Consider the following 14,719-nt stretch of genomic DNA (forward strand, 5'->3'; position numbering starts at 1 on the left):
CTAGGAAAACAATGACGCGCCTCACAAGCCTTGAAAAGCGGGACTATCCCCGGTTCATGTGCGGAAAATCCGCGGAAGGTGGAAGAGGCCCAGTTCAGGCCGGATCGCCGTCGCCGGTATTGGTGGAAACGAACCGGATGAATGCTCGCGCCGCCCGGCTCAGCGTCGCCCCCTGATGCCAGGCGACCACCACGGTCACCGACGGCGGCTTCGGTTCGGCGATCGGTTTCACCACAACGGGCAGGCCCTCATAGGTCACGTCGACCCGGGGTCGCTGGAGCAGCAGCGTCCATCCCAGCCCACGCCCCACGAAGGCACGGGCCGTTTCGAAGTTGGCGGTGCGGTAGGCCACGCGCGGGGCGAACCCGGCGCCTCGGCAGACGTCCATCGCGTGATGGGTGCTCGGCGGCGCGTCCAGCAGGACCATCGGGTGCTCGGCCAAGTCCGCCAGCCGCACCGGCCCGTCGATGCCTGCCAGCGGGTGATCGGCCCCGAGCACCACCATCGGCTCACGGGTCATCAGGGGAACGGTGCGCCACTCGGGCGAGAGCTCGAGGTCGTACACGATGGCGACGTCGAGTTCGCCGCCCTCGAGTTCGGTGCGGAGCCGGTTCTGCGTGTCTTCCCGGAACTCGACGGAAGCCCTCGGATACTCGGCGGTGAACGAGTAGAGCATCGCCGGGAGAATCGTCGGCCCGAGCGCCGGATAACACCCGACCGCAATGGGGCCGGCCACCACACCTCCCGCACCCGACGCGTCGGCCTGCAATTCGCCCGCCTGCTGCAACAGGGTGCGTGCCCGGGACAGCACCGCTTCGCCCGTCGGCGTCAACTGCACCCCGCGGGCGCGGCGGCGGACGCACAATTGGGCCTTCAGTGCTTTTTCGAGGTCGGTGACGGCCGCGGACAGCGCGGACTGCGACAGATGTAACCGCTCGGCAGCACCGCTGATGGTGCCCGTTTCGGCCACGGCCACGAACGCCGCCAGCTGGCGCATCGTGTACGCGGGAACGTTGTCGGTCCGGGGCATGAACGACACGGTAACGTGCGCCGCCGGTCAGCGAACAGGTCTGAAGCCTGCTCCGAAGCTCTGCTGTGCGTCGATGTCCGCCAGGATGGGACCGATCTTTCCGTAGATGAACGGCGCCTCCGGGGCGGCGTCGAGCCCGGCGCTGATCCCGACCAGCTTGTCGCCCACGACGAGCGGCCCACCCGAATCACCCGGACCCATGAGGGCCCAGTTCTGCAGGTGAATTCCCGCGAAGGCAGCAAGGGCCCCGCACGTCTTGCCGGTGGTAGGGCCGTATTTACAGGCGATGTTCCAGGGTTCCGCGTCGCCGACACTATTCACGATGACGTCACTGCCCTCGCCGTACCTACTCGGCGCGACGACCGCCGGATTCAACTCGAGCACCGCGTAATCCACCGCATGGAACGTTCCGGCGGGATTCGTCGACCAGATGTCGGTCTCCCACCCGATCGGTCCGCGGTCCGCCTCCCCGATCTTGTAGATGGGGGTGCCGGCCTGCTGATGGCAGTGCCCGATCGTCAGGGCGACGAGACGGCCGGCATCGTCATTTCCGACGGCCGCGATGGTGCAGAAGCCGTCGACGTCGGGATTCGTCGTGTATGCGGTGCCCGGTCCGACATGGACGCCCGGGTCGGCATGCGCTGCAGGCGTACTCACGAAGGCCACAGCCAGCAGCCCGGTGAGGAGGAGAAGCGCATTCTTCATGGTCAGTCCTGTCCGCCCGCCGACGCGTGGCCCCGAAGCCCCGCGGCCACAGCCTAACCGACCTCGCCCCGGACGGCGCGTCAGTCGGCGGCGAGCATCCTTGCACCACAGGCGTTCAGCTCAGTCGACAGTGCGCCGGGGACGCACTGTCTCACTCACATCGGGGAGCTCGTGGCCAGCAACACCCGTAGGCTGTCGGTGACGACGCGGGCGGAGATCGTGGGATCGATCGCGCGCTGAATGCCCAGGCCCACGCCCAGACCGAGGATGCTGCTCGCCGCATCCTCGGCCGGCATCGGCAGCGTGACCCCGAGCGACTCCGTGAACGACGTCAAGAGTTTCACCGCGATGTCGCGCGCGGCGCCGAGTGTGGCGGTGAGCGCCTCGCGCAGCTCCGGATCGTGCCGGGAGAGCACGATCAGTTCGAACTCGAGCATCGTCCATCCCACGTCACCGAGAGTGTTCTCCGCCCAGGACTCGAACGCGCCGAGCCGGTCTTCTACGGTGTCGCCGTGGCCGAGGGCCGCCGCGATTTCGGCGCCTTTCGTCGCGTGGATCGAACCGAGGACCTCGAGGCACAACTCCTTCTTGTTCTTGAAATTGGAGTAGACCGCGCCCTTCGAGTAGCCGGCCGCGTCGGCGACCTTTTCGAGCGACGTTCCCGCGTAGCCGTCGGCCAGAAAGAGGTCCCGTGCTGTGGACACGAGGTGCGCACGCGTCTGCGCCTGACTCTCCGACCTGGTCAAACGCCCCATGTGCACCCTTTCTTCGGCGGCCTTCGAGATTAATCCAACATTTCATATACCGTCGGTATCTGAAATCTGCTAGGTTCTGCATATGACGCCCAGTGACACACATCTCAATAGCGGCTTGGTGCTCGTCGGTGGCACTCGAACTCAACTCGCGAAGGGAGTGCGTGCATGACGCACTACGACATCCTCGTCATCGGCGCCGGCATATCCGGCATCGGATCGGCCATCCGGCTGAAACAGAACGGCATCGAGAATTTCGTGATTCTCGAGAAGGGCGACGCGCTCGGCGGGACCTGGCGCGACAACACCTACCCGGGCTGCGCGTGTGACGTACCCTCCGCTCTGTATTCCTATTCCTTTGCCCCCAACAGGGAATGGTCTCGCCTGTTCGCCGGGCAGGAGGAGATTCGCCGCTACATCGAGCGGACGGCCGGCCACCACGGAATTCCCGGGCACGTGCAGTTCGGAACCGAAGTCCAGCGGGCTCAGTGGAACGAGGACACCCGGCGATGGACGGTCGCCACCACCGCAGGAACCTTCACGTCCGACGCGATCATCGCCGCGGCGGGACCGTGGAACGAACCGCTCGTCCCCGACGTCCCCGGACTCGACACCTTTCCCGGTGAGGTCTTCCACTCGTCCCGCTGGAACCACGACTTCGACCTCACCGGTCGACGCGTCGCCGTCGTCGGAACCGGGGCGTCCGCGGTGCAGTTCGTTCCCGCGATCCAACCGCACGTGGCGGAACTGCACCTTTACCAGCGGACGGCGCAGTGGGTTCTACCCAAACCCGATGTCGCACTGCGCGGCGTCGAGCGCGCCGTCCTGCGCCGGGTTCCCGGCGCGATCCGGGCGTTGCGGCGGGTCGAGTACACCATCATGGAGTCGCTCGGACTCGGGTTCCGGCACCCCTGGATTCTGAAGGTGGTGCAGCAGATCGGTAAGGCACAGTTGCTGGCCCAGGTGCGTGATCGCGAACTCCGAACGTCCCTGACGCCCGATTACACGCTCGGGTGCAAGCGCCTGCTGATGTCGAACACGTACTATCCGGCGCTGACGCAGCCGAACGTGGAGGTGCATGCCAATGCCGTCGCGTCGGTGCGTGGGAACGTGGTGGTGGGCACCGACGGCGAGGAACGGGAGGTGGACGCCATCGTCTTCGGCACCGGCTTCCACATTCTCGACATGCCGATCGGGGCACGAGTTTTCGATGGCGAGGGCCGGAGCCTCGACGATCACTGGAAGGGCAGTCCTCAGGCGTATCTGGGCACCACCGTCGCGGGCTTCCCCAACGCCTTCGTCCTGCTGGGACCCGCGCTGGGCACCGGCCACACCTCGGCATTCATGATCCTCGAGGCGCAACTCGACTACGTGATGCAGGCGCTCACGCACGCCCGCAGCAGGGGGTGGAGCCGGTGGGAACCGCGCCGAGAGGTGCAGGACGCCTTCAACGCGCAGGTGCAGAAGGCTCTGGCCACCACCGTCTACAACGCCGGTGGGTGCCAGAGCTACTTCCTGGACGTCAACGGGCGCAACAGCTTCAACTGGCCGTGGTCGACCGATCGAATGCGTCGCCGCCTCGGCCATTTCGACGAGGCGGCGTACGAGGTGTCGTGCGAGGCTGTGGTTACAGCGACTTCGCGATGATGCCCTTCATCACCTCGTTGGCGCCCGCGTAGATCTTCTGTACGCGAGCGTCCTCGTACATGCGGGCGATGAGGTACTCGCGCATGTAGCCGTATCCACCGTGCAATTGAACACAGCGGTCGATCACCTCGCACTGTTTCTCGGTGAGCCAGTACTTGACCATCGCCGCCTCGGACGGGTCGAGTTCACCGCGCAGATGCTCCTCGATGCAATGGTCGAGGAACACCTGGCAGGTGCGCGCGATGGTCTGGCATTCGGCAAGCTCGAACGCAGTGTTCTGGAACTCGAACAGGCTGTGACCGAACGCCTGCCGCGACTTCGTGTACGCCACGGTGTCTTCCACCGCACGCTTCATCGCACCCGCGGCCTGCGCCCCGATGATCAACCGTTCCTGCACCAACTGGGCCATCAACTGCCCGAAGCCCTGCCCCTCGGACTCACCGAGCAGATTATCGACGGGTATCCGCACGTCGGTGAAGGACAACTCCGACGTGTCGGCACCGTGCTGGCCCACCTTGTCGAGGACGCGTCCGACGGTGAAGCCGGGACAGTCCCGCAGATCGACGATCACCAGCGACACACCCTTGGCGCCGGCCTTAGGATCGGTCTTGACCGCCAGGACAATCATGTCGGCGGACGCACCGTTGGTGATGAACGTCTTCGAACCGTTGATCACATAGTCGTCGCCATCACGGATGGCCGTGGTTTTGATCGCCTTCAAGTCGGAACCGGCGCCCGGCTCCGTCATGCCGATCGCACCGAGGATTTCCCCGGTCGCCATTCCCGGCAGCCACGCCTTCTTCTGCGCTTCCGAGCCGTACTCGACGAGGTAGTGCGCGACGATACCGCTGTGCACGGCGATTCCGAACGCGAGGTCACCGGCGTAGCCCTGGGCCTCGAACACGGCAAGGTCGTGGGCGAACGTGCCCCCGCCCCCGCCGTATTCCTCGGGCACGGAGCAGCACAACAGTCCGAGCTGACCGGCAGTGTGCCACACAGATCGGTCGATGCGATGTTGCGCGTCCCACTTGTCGTTGTGCGCGACCACTTCTCGCTCGAAGAACCCGGTCGCGAGCTCGGACAAGGCCCTTACTTCGTCGTCGTGCCACGATGGGACGTGCTTCTTCATGTCCGTACGCCTCAGACTCGACGGAACAGCGCGGCGAGGGCCTGGCCCCCACCGATGCACATGGTGACGATGCCCAGTTCGAGGTCCCGGCGGACCAGGTCCTTGGCGACCCGCAAGCTCAGGATGGCGCCGGTGGCGCCGACCGGATGCCCGAGCGCGATGGCCCCGCCGTACGGGTTGGTCTTTTCCGGGTCGAGCTTGGCGTCCCGGATCACCGCGGCCGCCTGCGACGCGAACGCCTCGTTCAGCTCGATCACGTCGATATCACCCGGGGTGGTGCCGGTCTGCTCGAACAGCTTCTGCAACGCCAACACGGGGGCGTACCCCATCAGACCCGGGTCCATCGCCGCGGTCGCGACGGCCTCGAGGGTGACGAGCCCGGTCAGGCCCTTCTCGCGGGCGGCGGACTGGGTGGCCAGCACCAGGGCCGCGGCTCCGTCGTTGATACCGGACGCGTTGCCGGCGGTCACCGAGCCGCCCTCCTCGAACGCCGGACGCAGCTTCGCGAGGGTTTCGAGGGTGGTGCCGGGTTTGGGGTGCTCGTCGACCTCGACGGTGATCGGACGGCGCCCGCTGATTTCGACCGGCGTGATTTCCTCGGCGAAAGCGGCCTTCGCGGCGTCGGTGGCGGCGCGGCGCTGGCTCTCGACAGCGAACTCGTCCTGCTGCTGCCGGCTGACGTCGTACTTGCGGGCGACGGCCTCGGCGGTGCGGCCCATGTGGACACCACCGAACGGGTCGGTGAGGATCGCGACTGTGCCGTCGACGAGCGAACGGTCACCGAGCTTGTACCCCGACCGGGCGCCGAAATCGTAGAACGGCATCCGGGACATGCTCTCGTCGCCACCGGCGAGGGCGAAGTTCACCCCACCCCAGCGCATCTGCTGCGCCGCGGACCACACCGCCTGCAGGCCGCTGCCGCAGAGGCGGTTGACCGTGTAGGCGGGGGTGCTCTCGGGCAGACCTGCTGCGAGGGCGACCCGGCGGGCGTTGTAGGCGTCCGGCCCCACCTGACCGATGCAGCCCATGACCACCTCGTCGATGTCGTCACCGGCGACCCCGGCCCGCCCCAGCGCTGCCCGCGCCGCGGTCGCACCCAGCTCGTGCGCGGGCACACCGGCGAGCGTGCCACCGAAGCTGCCGACCGGCGTCCGCGCGCCGTCGATCACCACGATCGGTTCAGAAGAATTCATCAGATGCCCTTCCGTCTTGCTCCCGGTCCGGGGAGATAGTAGGACATCAAAGTAGCGCGCCCGTCGAAACGGGTGTCGAGTGACCTGCGTGTGGTTCCTCGGCGACCCCACTGCGTCGACGAACTTCGTCGCCTTTATCCCGGGTACGCCCAGAGGGCCGTTATTTGTGCAGACAGCACTGCACCTCGGCGTCTCCGCGTGACCGTGGCACCCCGATCTTGCCGATCCAGAGATGCCCATGGACGTCTCTCGGTCCACCCATAACCGGGCCTCGCGCAGTGCCGCTCCCTTTAGGGCGCCGATGCCCGTCCTGCCCGCCGAGCGGCACATCAGACGCGCGTTGCGTGCCAAGTGCTATCGGACCGGCCGTCCGGCACGACATGCTGTAATCATGCACAACAGACGAAGCAATCGCATGACCGACCTTGGCCAGCAGACAGCCGGCGTGTGCAAGCAGTTGGGCACGCTGGCCGACGTGCAGCGCCACCTCGACAACGCCGCCGCGGTGCTCGGGGACGTGATCGCGTGAACACGCCCGCTGACCTTGACGAGCAGGTCACCGCAGTGCGGGATGCGCTACACGGCCTACGCCGAACCCTTCTCGACCTCGAGCGCACCTACGCAGACCTCGATGCGACCGCGCTCGCGGTGGACGACCTCGGCGCCCTGGCCACGGCGCCGGAGGTGTTGGAGAGCGCCGTCGATGCCCTCCGCGCCGCCCAGGACACCCTCGGAACCGCTGACGCCGACCTCGACGTGGCGAAACGACACACCTCACGGCTGAAAAGGCGCGAATGACCGCGGCCGGCTTCCGCGGTTTCCCGGCGGTTCAACTCGCTGGAAAGTCCGCCGCAGGTCCACCCACCTCTTCTCGGCGAATGGTCGTGAATCAGTTCGAGCCGACGCACACCCCGAACGAATTCCCAAAAAGGGCAAGTCCACCAGCCTCGGCCGGCGGACCTAGGACACCGCGACAGTCCCGAAGCTTGGGGTGATTGCCCACTGGAACTGATCGAGATCGGGCGGACACATCCACAGGTGCGGCGACAACCCGCTGCCGGTGACCACCGCCACCGGGGTATACCGGAAACAAGCCTCCGCAGTTGTAAGCTGGCTGAGATCCGTGGGGGTCACGCCTCGGCAACCGCCGGGCCTCGCCAAGTACCGGCTGCCGGGGGATAATCCCACTAGGAGGATCGTTCGCGCCGAAGACGATGCCCTTGCACAAACGTCGACCCCGGCCCAGGGCCTCAGGACCGCCCGAGTGTGCCGGGGTCGGCCCGAGCAGGACGGGTGTGCTCGTGCGGCAGCAAACTGCGTGCGGACCCACACCGGAAAGCAACGACCGACGTGGAGCGCTCCGATTGATCTTTCTTCGCTGACATGCGGTAACAAGTCGGAGCCCGTCACCGAAATAACAGATGACGCAGTCAACCGCGGGCGCTGGAGCCGAAAGGCGAGCAGGCAGGTGAACGGACTGCTCAGCACGCTGCCGGAATGGCACCGGGAGATCGTGATCCTTCGCCTCGTGGTCGGTAAGTCAGCCAGGACCCGGCCGTGGGGAGTACCACGGAAGCTGGCGGCATGGCTCAACACCGAGCCATCGCAGGTGACGAGGGTAGGTGAGAGATTTGGCTAGGGGCATCACCCGCAACGGCAATCCCGATGCCGATCTCCCAGACGACGACGCACCGGTGGACGTCGCGGCAGTACGCCGCGACGACGCGCTGATCGACGCGATCGCCGGTGGTGGTCCCGTCGCATCGGATTCGTCGGAACAGGACCAACTCGCGCTTCTGCTGACCAACTGGCGCGCCGATATCGTCGCGGCGCCGATGCCAACCGGTCCGCTGCTCGACGACGTGATCGCGGCGATCGACGCCTCCGACACCCGTTCCGCACGCAGCGCCGCCCGCGGCACGCTCCGCCTGTTGCGACCCATCGCCGGCGCTGCCGCCGCGATCGCGATCGTCATAGGTGGCGTCACCATCTTCTCGTACAACGCCGCACCCGGCGATCCACTCTGGAGCGTCAAATCGGTGGTGTTCAGCCAGCAGGCCGATTCGACCGTCGCGCAGATCGACACCACCTCCCAGCTGCAGGAAGCCGAGCGGCTGATCGCCGCGGGCGACGCGGAGGCGGCGAAGAACCTGCTCGAGGGGGCCGCCGACCGTGCCGGCGGGGTCCGCGACGCCGACACCCGCAACGAACTCGAAGCATGGCGGGCGAAGCTGGCCGCAGAACTCGAGAAGATCGCTCCCACCACCCCGCCGACGACGACCACAACGGCCGGTACCGCCACCACCGAAGCGCCGACGACGACCACCGAACTGCCGGCTACCGTGCTGGAAGCACCGGGTTCCACGACGGCGCCCGGAGTCGAGCAGCTGCCGGAAACCCCGCCCCCAGATGTGCAGCTTCCCGGACCACCGCCCACGTCAGTGCCGCCGCTCCTCACGACGACGCTCACGCTTCCACCCGAGACATGGCAGTCCCCCAGCCCTGAACCCACCATCACGATGGTCCCGCCTCCGCAGCTGCCCGCGCCTGTGCCACCGGACGACCCGACTACGCAACCACCCCCACCGTCGGAGAACCCGACCATGCAGCCACCCCCACCGTCGGACAACCCGATTACCCAACCGCCCACCCAGGAACCACCCCCGGAGCCTTCTCCGGCACCGCTCCCGCCGCCAATCCCGACCAGCTGAAGACACGGCGGCCGCGCGGCGCTCTGCGGTTCCCGCAAACATTCGCTGCGAATGCTGGGCACCAGGACGCACCCGGCCCGAAGTCAGATGCGATGCACGCTTGACACCGGACGACAGGTGGAAGGTCCGCGCGGCGGGCGCGCCCCGATGATGCGCGAAACTTCCCTACTACTCACCGGGGCCGCCGGCTCACCGGTCGAGTATGCCGACCACGCAGCACCGGAACGGCGAAACGACACACGTCATGTCAACGAACCCACGCCCCGCTGACGACGCTGAAGAAACCGCTCGCGCTGATCATCGAGCAACACCACACCACGGTGCTGAACGCGGTGATGTTCACGGGCAATCAGCAGGCGCACCGACGCGGTCCGCCGCGTCAGCTCGGTCGCCCGCCTGGCCGCTCTCCGATCGCCGAGCAAGTACGCCGCAGCACGGTCACACTCGATCAGGATCTGCTCGTACGCAAGCCGTATCGGCGCCTGTTCGTCGAGCCGAGCCACCGCCACGTCTTCGACCAACTGCAGCGGAAGCCGCGCCAGTCGATAGTTCACACGTAGAAGGGCCAAGGGCAGGGAGCTGAGTGTCACGCTCGGAATCGTAAGCACGACGAAATACCTTGTGCCTAGTGCCTTAAGTCCCGTTGTTGATTTCCACATTCTCCGCAGAGCGCGCTCGCGCCCAGTGGTTATCGTCCCGATCGCCGCCTTATTGCGGCAGCCGTGGGCTCCGGCGTCCTACATGACACACCCAGCACCCAGTTCACTGCGACCGACACGATCTCCCCGTGCGGGTATTCGCCGGAGAGACCGTCGACTCAGCCCCAAATGACCGGGTCCTCCTCAGACCCCAAGTTTCGCACCAGCCATCGCCCGTCGACCAGATGCATGAGGACCGGGCACACATAGCGGGGGTCGTATGGCTGCCACACGCCGCCCGCCAGTGTCGAGGTGTCGTACACATAGAGCACTTCGACTCCCGGGGCGACCAGCCGTGTGCCGGTACCGATTCCCCATGTCGCCGGATCCGGCAGCATCGCCCGGAACGACCGCACGTGTACGCGCTCGAAATGTACCCACAACGGATGATCCGGCTCTGGTTCGGCGAGGGCTGCCGCAACTGCCTCACCATCCCAACCGTCCGCATCGATATCGCGACGATTGTCCTGCACCCAGTTCCGGGCCAGCACCACCCGGAAATCGGGATCCACATTCGGCCACACCCACAGCAGATCCCCGTCCACACACACCGGAGTCAAGAACGCCCACGCCGCATTCACCAACTCGGCATGCCCGAGGAACCGCACCCGCTCGACCGGATCCATCGCACGAAGCTGCCGGTACGTCTGCCGCACCTCGGGCGGCAGGGAGTCGATCTGCTCGTCGGTCAGCTCCGGAAGAGACGACACCACCGATTCCGCACCTGCGCCGGAGGCTTCGTCCGGGGCGCCGAGCAATGCCCGGACGGCGTCGACGAACCGCGGGGTCAGCCGCGCGAGTACCTCGAGCAACTCCCCCACCGTGCGCGGCGGGAGCGTGTTGCGGGCGACCAGCACGTGTATGCACTCGAACACCGCTTCCGAGTCCAGATCGAGTTGATCGCACAGGAATTCGTCGGGGCGGACGACCTCGACGTCGAACGGGTCGAGCACCGCACGCGGAAAGTCCTTCAGATCGGCGGTCACGATCAAAGCCGCGCCGGATCGTACCGCCGCAGCCAGAACGTGCCGGTCCTTCGGCTCGTTGGCCATCGCGGGAATCAGCTCCCGATATCCGCGTGATTCCTCCTCCGCGAAGGGGAACGCCCTGCGCATCTGCTGCACTCGCCGCGCCGCCTGTTCGGGTGAATTCCCGAACCGCTCGCCAGACAGATTCCGTTCGACCTCGTCGAGTAGATCCGGCGTCCAGACCGGCCGGAACAGCTCGGCATCGGCGAGGGTGAGCAGCAGATCATTCAGCGTCTGGGAAAGCATGACGCACGCGTCGAGAACCACCCGGAAGGCAGCCATCTCGGATCAGCGGGTCGAGATGAAGCCGTCAGCGGCATCGCCGGAATCCGCGGTTTCTTCGCGGGCCATCTCCTCGAGTACCTGGCCACGACGCGCCCGTTCACCCTGCTGGAACTCGAGCACGTCCGCCAACTCCACCCGCCGATGCCGACCAGGTGAGGTGTACGGGATCTTCCCCGCCTCCAACAACCGCACCAACGTTGGCCGGGTGACGCCCAACAGGTCTGCGGCCTCCTGCGTCGTCAGCACCGTGCGATGCGGCTCCACCGTCACCGCCTGCCCCCGATCCAACGCAGTGACCGCGTCGACGAGTAACCCTCGGACACTGTCCGGCAGGGGCACCGACCCTTCCGGAGTCGAGATCGATACCTCCTCAGAACCAGCGAGAACATCCTTCAGCGCGGCGAGACGATCCCGATCGTCGGTGGGTGGCGGCAACACCGTGCGGTTCATCAGAGCGGCCATAGCCCACCATAAAACGAAAAAAACGAACACGCAATCAGCGCCACCGCCAGGCCTAGCCGCGCACCTACCGAGCCGGCCAATCCCACGCCGAGCTGCACGCGAGCACCTGGACAGGCACCTCACCCCGCCGAATGGCCGGTCCGGATCGGTGGGGCATGGAGAACTATAGAAACACCCGATCAATTCTTCACACGCTCGAGGCTTCCATGCTTGAAAACCCCGCCCCACCCCCGAGGACATCACCGGCAACGCTCAACCCCTCCGCTGCAGACACCGGCGCCCTCTGCCGGGATCGCCCCGAGCCCAGCCCAACCGGCAACCGCTTGGCCCGGCGACGACGCGCCGCCCGCACCGGCGTTCCCACCGGCTCTCCCGAGCTCGACTGGCTACGACAATCCCTGCACGCCTGCGATCTCCTCACCAGCGTGCACTCCATCAGCCCCACGGACCGGGCGCTCGTTGCCTTCGCCATCGAATGGGCCCCCTACGGCGGCGCCGACGCCGAGGACCTGTTCATCAGATTCGGCGTACAACGCAACAGGTTCCTCCATCTCCTCCAAGCCGCGATGACCCCGCGACCATCAGACCTGGGCCACCTGCGCAACCTCAAGACCACCCTCTGCAACGACCTTCTCCGCGCATGGAATGACACCCCACCACAACGAGAACTAGTGCCGCAGGTTATCGGCACAGAGGTATTTGAGGGCAGCACAGAACCGTCGGCGAACGCGAACCAACGCTGACAGCCGTCCAGGGCGGATGCGGTTGACGGGACCAGCCTTTCCGGACGAGGGACTTCACGTTTTCCCGTCGACGCCGAACCCCGTCGTGGACGTCGAGGACACCGTCACCGCGGTCGCCGAAACGCTGAGGGATTGGCGCTGCCCCTGGTGTGCCTACTGCTGCTCGCTGACCCAGTCCGCCATCACGTCCGCCAGGGCTTGGGCGCCGCGGTTGCAGTCGCCTGGTTCGGCGAACTCGGCGGGCGAGTGGGACACGCCGGTGGGGTTGCGGACGAACATCATCGCCGTGGGCACCTTTGCGGACAGGATCCCGGCGTCGTGTCCGGCCGCCGTCGGCAGAACGGGCACGTCACCGAGGTGCGCGAGTGAGTGGCGCAGTCGTTCGCGGGTGGACTGCGGGAACTCGACGATCGGTGTGACGGATTCGGCGTCGACGTCGAGACCGATACCGTCGGCGGCCGCGTATGCCCGTGCCTCCGCGGTGATTTGCTGGACCAGCTTGGTCAACGTCTCCTCGTCTGCGGCCCGCGCGTCGAGCCACGCCCGCACTTCCGACGGAATGGTGGAAGTACCGGCTCGGCTACGACGATGCGCTCGACGTCGTCGGCGTGCACCTCGTCGGCGGCATCCTCGGCACCGTTCTGATCGGATTCCTCGCAGATCCGGCCGCACCCAGCGGCGCCGCGGGACTCTTCTACGGCGGCGGTGTGGACGTGCTGTGGCGCCAATGTGTCGCCGTGGCAGCCGTTGTCGGCTATTGCTTCATCGTCACGCTGGTGATCGCCGCGGCGCTGAAGAAGTTCATGGGCATCCGCGCCGACCAGGACAGCGAATACGACGGCCTCGACGTGTCCGTGCACGGCGAGACGGCCTACGTGCTCGATGCCGTCGGCCTCACCGGCGCCTCGAAGCACGGCACCGACGCGGTGCTCGGTGCGGAAGCAATCACGACCAGGGCGGCGGACCCCGCCAAGGCCTGATCCCGGTCTCGACACAGCCGATGGCCCTGCCCCGCAGCACTCCGCGGGGCAGGGCCACCGTGTGATCAGCTACGTCAGACTCTGAGCCAGACTCCGCAGCCTCGCGCTGTAGTTGTTCGGCTGAGCGGACAGGAACTGACTCAGCAAGATCGTGTCGAATTCCTCCATGGCGGCCGAATCTGCAGTAATCGGATCATGATTCGCCACCTCGCGCTCCAGAAGTTCGACCGCATCACGCCAGCCGCGGATTGCGGGGCTTCCGAGTTCCATCTGCGGCTCGAATATCAGCGGTTCAGCGAGAGGGCTTCCCAGGATTTCCTGCAAGTGCTCCTCGAGACCTTCGCGCGCCAGGCGGATGATCAGCTGAGATTGCCCTTCATGCCACTGCATGGTCGCGGGGCGCCCCGGCTGCAGAATCGACGCGACCGACATCGTCGAATCGAACTCCTCAGCGCCAGAGGTAATTCGGGCCGTACCCGACAGCGGGATCTGAACGAGGAAGAAGTCGCCGAGCTCATCCGAGCTCATCCGCGCATCGGTGCCGTAGTCGAAATAGTAGAGCCCGATCGCGCCCGCGGTGGCCAGATAAACCGGCTCCAGACGATCGAAGGGCAACGCGGACCCGTCGTCGGACGCTATCTGAACTGTCGCTAACACGGAAACCACGACCTTTCGAAATCAACCGCCACTCTACGCCCGGCGCGGAGGCAGAGGAAGGTAGAAATCTCGATGACTGCCGTCAGTCCTCGTGGTGGTCGGGGTATGCGGTGACCGCGAGAAATCGGATCGGCAACCGCACGAGATCGTTGGGACCGTGCAAACCTTCACCGTCGAGGAGCAGCGAATCCCCCGGCCGCAGCGTGTACTCGGCCTCACCATGCCCATACACCATGACACCTTCGAGCATGTAGAGCAGTTCGGTGCCCGCGTGCTGGAACAACGGGAACGTCTCGCTGGCGTCGGTGAGTGTGACCAGCACCGGTTCGAGTCGCTTGTGCTGCCCGCGCAGTGAGCCGAGAAGTTCGTAGTGATGCCCCACCCGGGTCCCTCGCCCGACGATGACCGCACCGTGGCCCGCCTCGACGTACACGGCGTCGCGGGCAGCGTCCGCACCCCGGAAGAGTGAGGTCACGGGTACGTCCGGTCCCGCCGCCAGCCGCGCCAACGTCGACAGACTGCACGACGTCTGCGAGTTCTCGATCTTCGACAACATCGCCTTGGAGATCCCGACTTTTGCCGCCATGTCCGCCACGGAAAGCCCACTGGCCTTGCGGAGCGCGCGCACCTGCTTGCCGATCACCTTCTCGAGATCAGGGCCGGTCGGCGTATCGGACGGCACCTCACGCTCGACGGGCG

At 66.3% G+C, this 14,719-nt stretch carries 15 protein-coding genes and 2 pseudogenes; 6 read left to right on the top strand and 11 right to left on the bottom strand.

Going from position 1 to position 14,719, the window contains the following annotated elements; translation table 11 throughout:
• Positions 1-94: 94 nt before the first annotated feature.
• From R4P95_RS01050 to R4P95_RS01060, 3 genes are all read right to left on the bottom strand, one after another.
• Entirely contained in the window at positions 95-1,030 is a 936-nt protein-coding gene (locus tag R4P95_RS01050; protein ID WP_213572981.1) for a LysR substrate-binding domain-containing protein, read from the bottom strand.
• Positions 1,031-1,057: 27 nt separating this feature from the next.
• Positions 1,058-1,735, bottom strand: a complete 678-nt coding sequence (locus tag R4P95_RS01055) for a serine protease (RefSeq protein WP_317746708.1) — start codon at positions 1,733-1,735, stop codon at positions 1,058-1,060.
• Between the two features lie 155 nt (positions 1,736-1,890).
• Positions 1,891-2,490, bottom strand: a complete 600-nt coding sequence (locus tag R4P95_RS01060) for a TetR/AcrR family transcriptional regulator (protein WP_317746707.1) — start codon at positions 2,488-2,490, stop codon at positions 1,891-1,893.
• A gap of 165 nt (positions 2,491-2,655) precedes the next feature.
• On the opposite strand from R4P95_RS01060, the gene R4P95_RS01065 reads away from it, so the two are divergent.
• Positions 2,656-4,134 (top strand): NAD(P)/FAD-dependent oxidoreductase, encoded by a 1,479-nt coding sequence (locus tag R4P95_RS01065; RefSeq protein WP_317746705.1) that lies wholly within the window; start codon positions 2,656-2,658, stop codon positions 4,132-4,134.
• On the opposite strand, the gene R4P95_RS01070 is transcribed toward R4P95_RS01065, so the two are convergent.
• A complete protein-coding gene (locus R4P95_RS01070; protein WP_317746704.1) occupies positions 4,115-5,263 on the bottom strand; it encodes an acyl-CoA dehydrogenase family protein in 1,149 nt (382 codons plus the stop codon). The genes R4P95_RS01065 and R4P95_RS01070 overlap by 20 nt on opposite strands.
• An 11-nt stretch (positions 5,264-5,274) precedes the next feature.
• Positions 5,275-6,456 (bottom strand): thiolase family protein, encoded by a 1,182-nt coding sequence (locus tag R4P95_RS01075; RefSeq protein ID WP_317746703.1) that lies wholly within the window; start codon positions 6,454-6,456, stop codon positions 5,275-5,277.
• A gap of 391 nt (positions 6,457-6,847) precedes the next feature.
• On the opposite strand from R4P95_RS01075, the gene R4P95_RS01080 reads away from it, so the two are divergent.
• From R4P95_RS01080 to R4P95_RS01095, 3 genes are all read left to right on the top strand, one after another.
• The gene (locus tag R4P95_RS01080) at positions 6,848-6,985 is read left to right on the top strand and encodes a hypothetical protein (RefSeq protein WP_317746702.1); all 138 of its coding nucleotides are present in this window, start codon (positions 6,848-6,850) and stop codon (positions 6,983-6,985) included.
• The gene (locus R4P95_RS01085) at positions 6,982-7,254 is read left to right on the top strand and encodes a hypothetical protein (protein ID WP_317746701.1); all 273 of its coding nucleotides are present in this window, start codon (positions 6,982-6,984) and stop codon (positions 7,252-7,254) included. The genes R4P95_RS01080 and R4P95_RS01085 overlap by 4 nt, the downstream gene beginning before the upstream one ends.
• Before the next feature lie 824 nt (positions 7,255-8,078).
• Positions 8,079-9,167 carry an anti-sigma-D factor RsdA gene (locus tag R4P95_RS01095; RefSeq protein ID WP_317746700.1) on the top strand — a complete coding sequence of 363 codons (1,089 nt, stop codon included), beginning with the start codon at positions 8,079-8,081 and terminating at the stop codon, positions 9,165-9,167.
• A 242-nt stretch (positions 9,168-9,409) separates the two neighbouring features.
• Here the strand turns inward: R4P95_RS01095 and R4P95_RS01100 are convergent, their stop codons facing one another.
• The 3 genes from R4P95_RS01100 to R4P95_RS01110 all read right to left on the bottom strand — a co-directional run bounded on the left by R4P95_RS01100 (position 9,410) and on the right by R4P95_RS01110 (position 11,640).
• Positions 9,410-9,757 (bottom strand): hypothetical protein, encoded by a 348-nt coding sequence (locus R4P95_RS01100; RefSeq protein WP_317746699.1) that lies wholly within the window; start codon positions 9,755-9,757, stop codon positions 9,410-9,412.
• A 227-nt stretch (positions 9,758-9,984) separates the two neighbouring features.
• Positions 9,985-11,175 (bottom strand): PIN domain-containing protein, encoded by a 1,191-nt coding sequence (locus R4P95_RS01105; protein WP_317746698.1) that lies wholly within the window; start codon positions 11,173-11,175, stop codon positions 9,985-9,987.
• A gap of 6 nt (positions 11,176-11,181) precedes the next feature.
• A complete protein-coding gene (locus R4P95_RS01110; RefSeq protein WP_213572991.1) occupies positions 11,182-11,640 on the bottom strand; it encodes a helix-turn-helix domain-containing protein in 459 nt (152 codons plus the stop codon).
• Positions 11,641-11,846: 206 nt separating this feature from the next.
• Here R4P95_RS01110 and R4P95_RS01115 point away from each other — a divergent pair, with 206 nt between their 5' ends.
• On the top strand, positions 11,847-12,383 hold the full coding sequence (locus R4P95_RS01115) for a hypothetical protein (protein ID WP_213572992.1): 537 nt from the start codon (positions 11,847-11,849) through the stop codon (positions 12,381-12,383).
• Between the two features lie 153 nt (positions 12,384-12,536).
• Here R4P95_RS01115 and R4P95_RS01120 read toward each other — a convergent pair.
• Positions 12,537-12,956 (bottom strand): annotated as a pseudogene (locus tag R4P95_RS01120) (M20/M25/M40 family metallo-hydrolase); the annotation flags it as partial.
• On the opposite strand from R4P95_RS01120, the pseudogene R4P95_RS01125 reads away from it, so the two are divergent.
• Positions 12,947-13,363: pseudogene (locus tag R4P95_RS01125) on the top strand (ammonia channel protein); the annotation flags it as partial. The pseudogenes R4P95_RS01120 and R4P95_RS01125 overlap by 10 nt on opposite strands.
• Before the next feature lie 69 nt (positions 13,364-13,432).
• Here the strand turns inward: R4P95_RS01125 and R4P95_RS01130 are convergent.
• The gene (locus R4P95_RS01130; protein WP_317746697.1) at positions 13,433-14,029 is read right to left on the bottom strand and encodes a transcriptional regulator; all 597 of its coding nucleotides are present in this window, start codon (positions 14,027-14,029) and stop codon (positions 13,433-13,435) included.
• Positions 14,030-14,102: 73 nt separating this feature from the next.
• Positions 14,103-14,702: an XRE family transcriptional regulator gene (locus R4P95_RS01135; RefSeq protein WP_317746858.1), complete on the bottom strand. Its 600-nt coding sequence runs from the start codon at positions 14,700-14,702 to the stop codon at positions 14,103-14,105.
• Positions 14,703-14,719: the final 17 nt, after the last annotated feature.

Source organism: Rhodococcus sp. IEGM 27 (assembly GCF_033142305.1).
In the GTDB taxonomy this organism is placed as follows: domain Bacteria; phylum Actinomycetota; class Actinomycetes; order Mycobacteriales; family Mycobacteriaceae; genus Rhodococcus_F; species Rhodococcus_F oxybenzonivorans.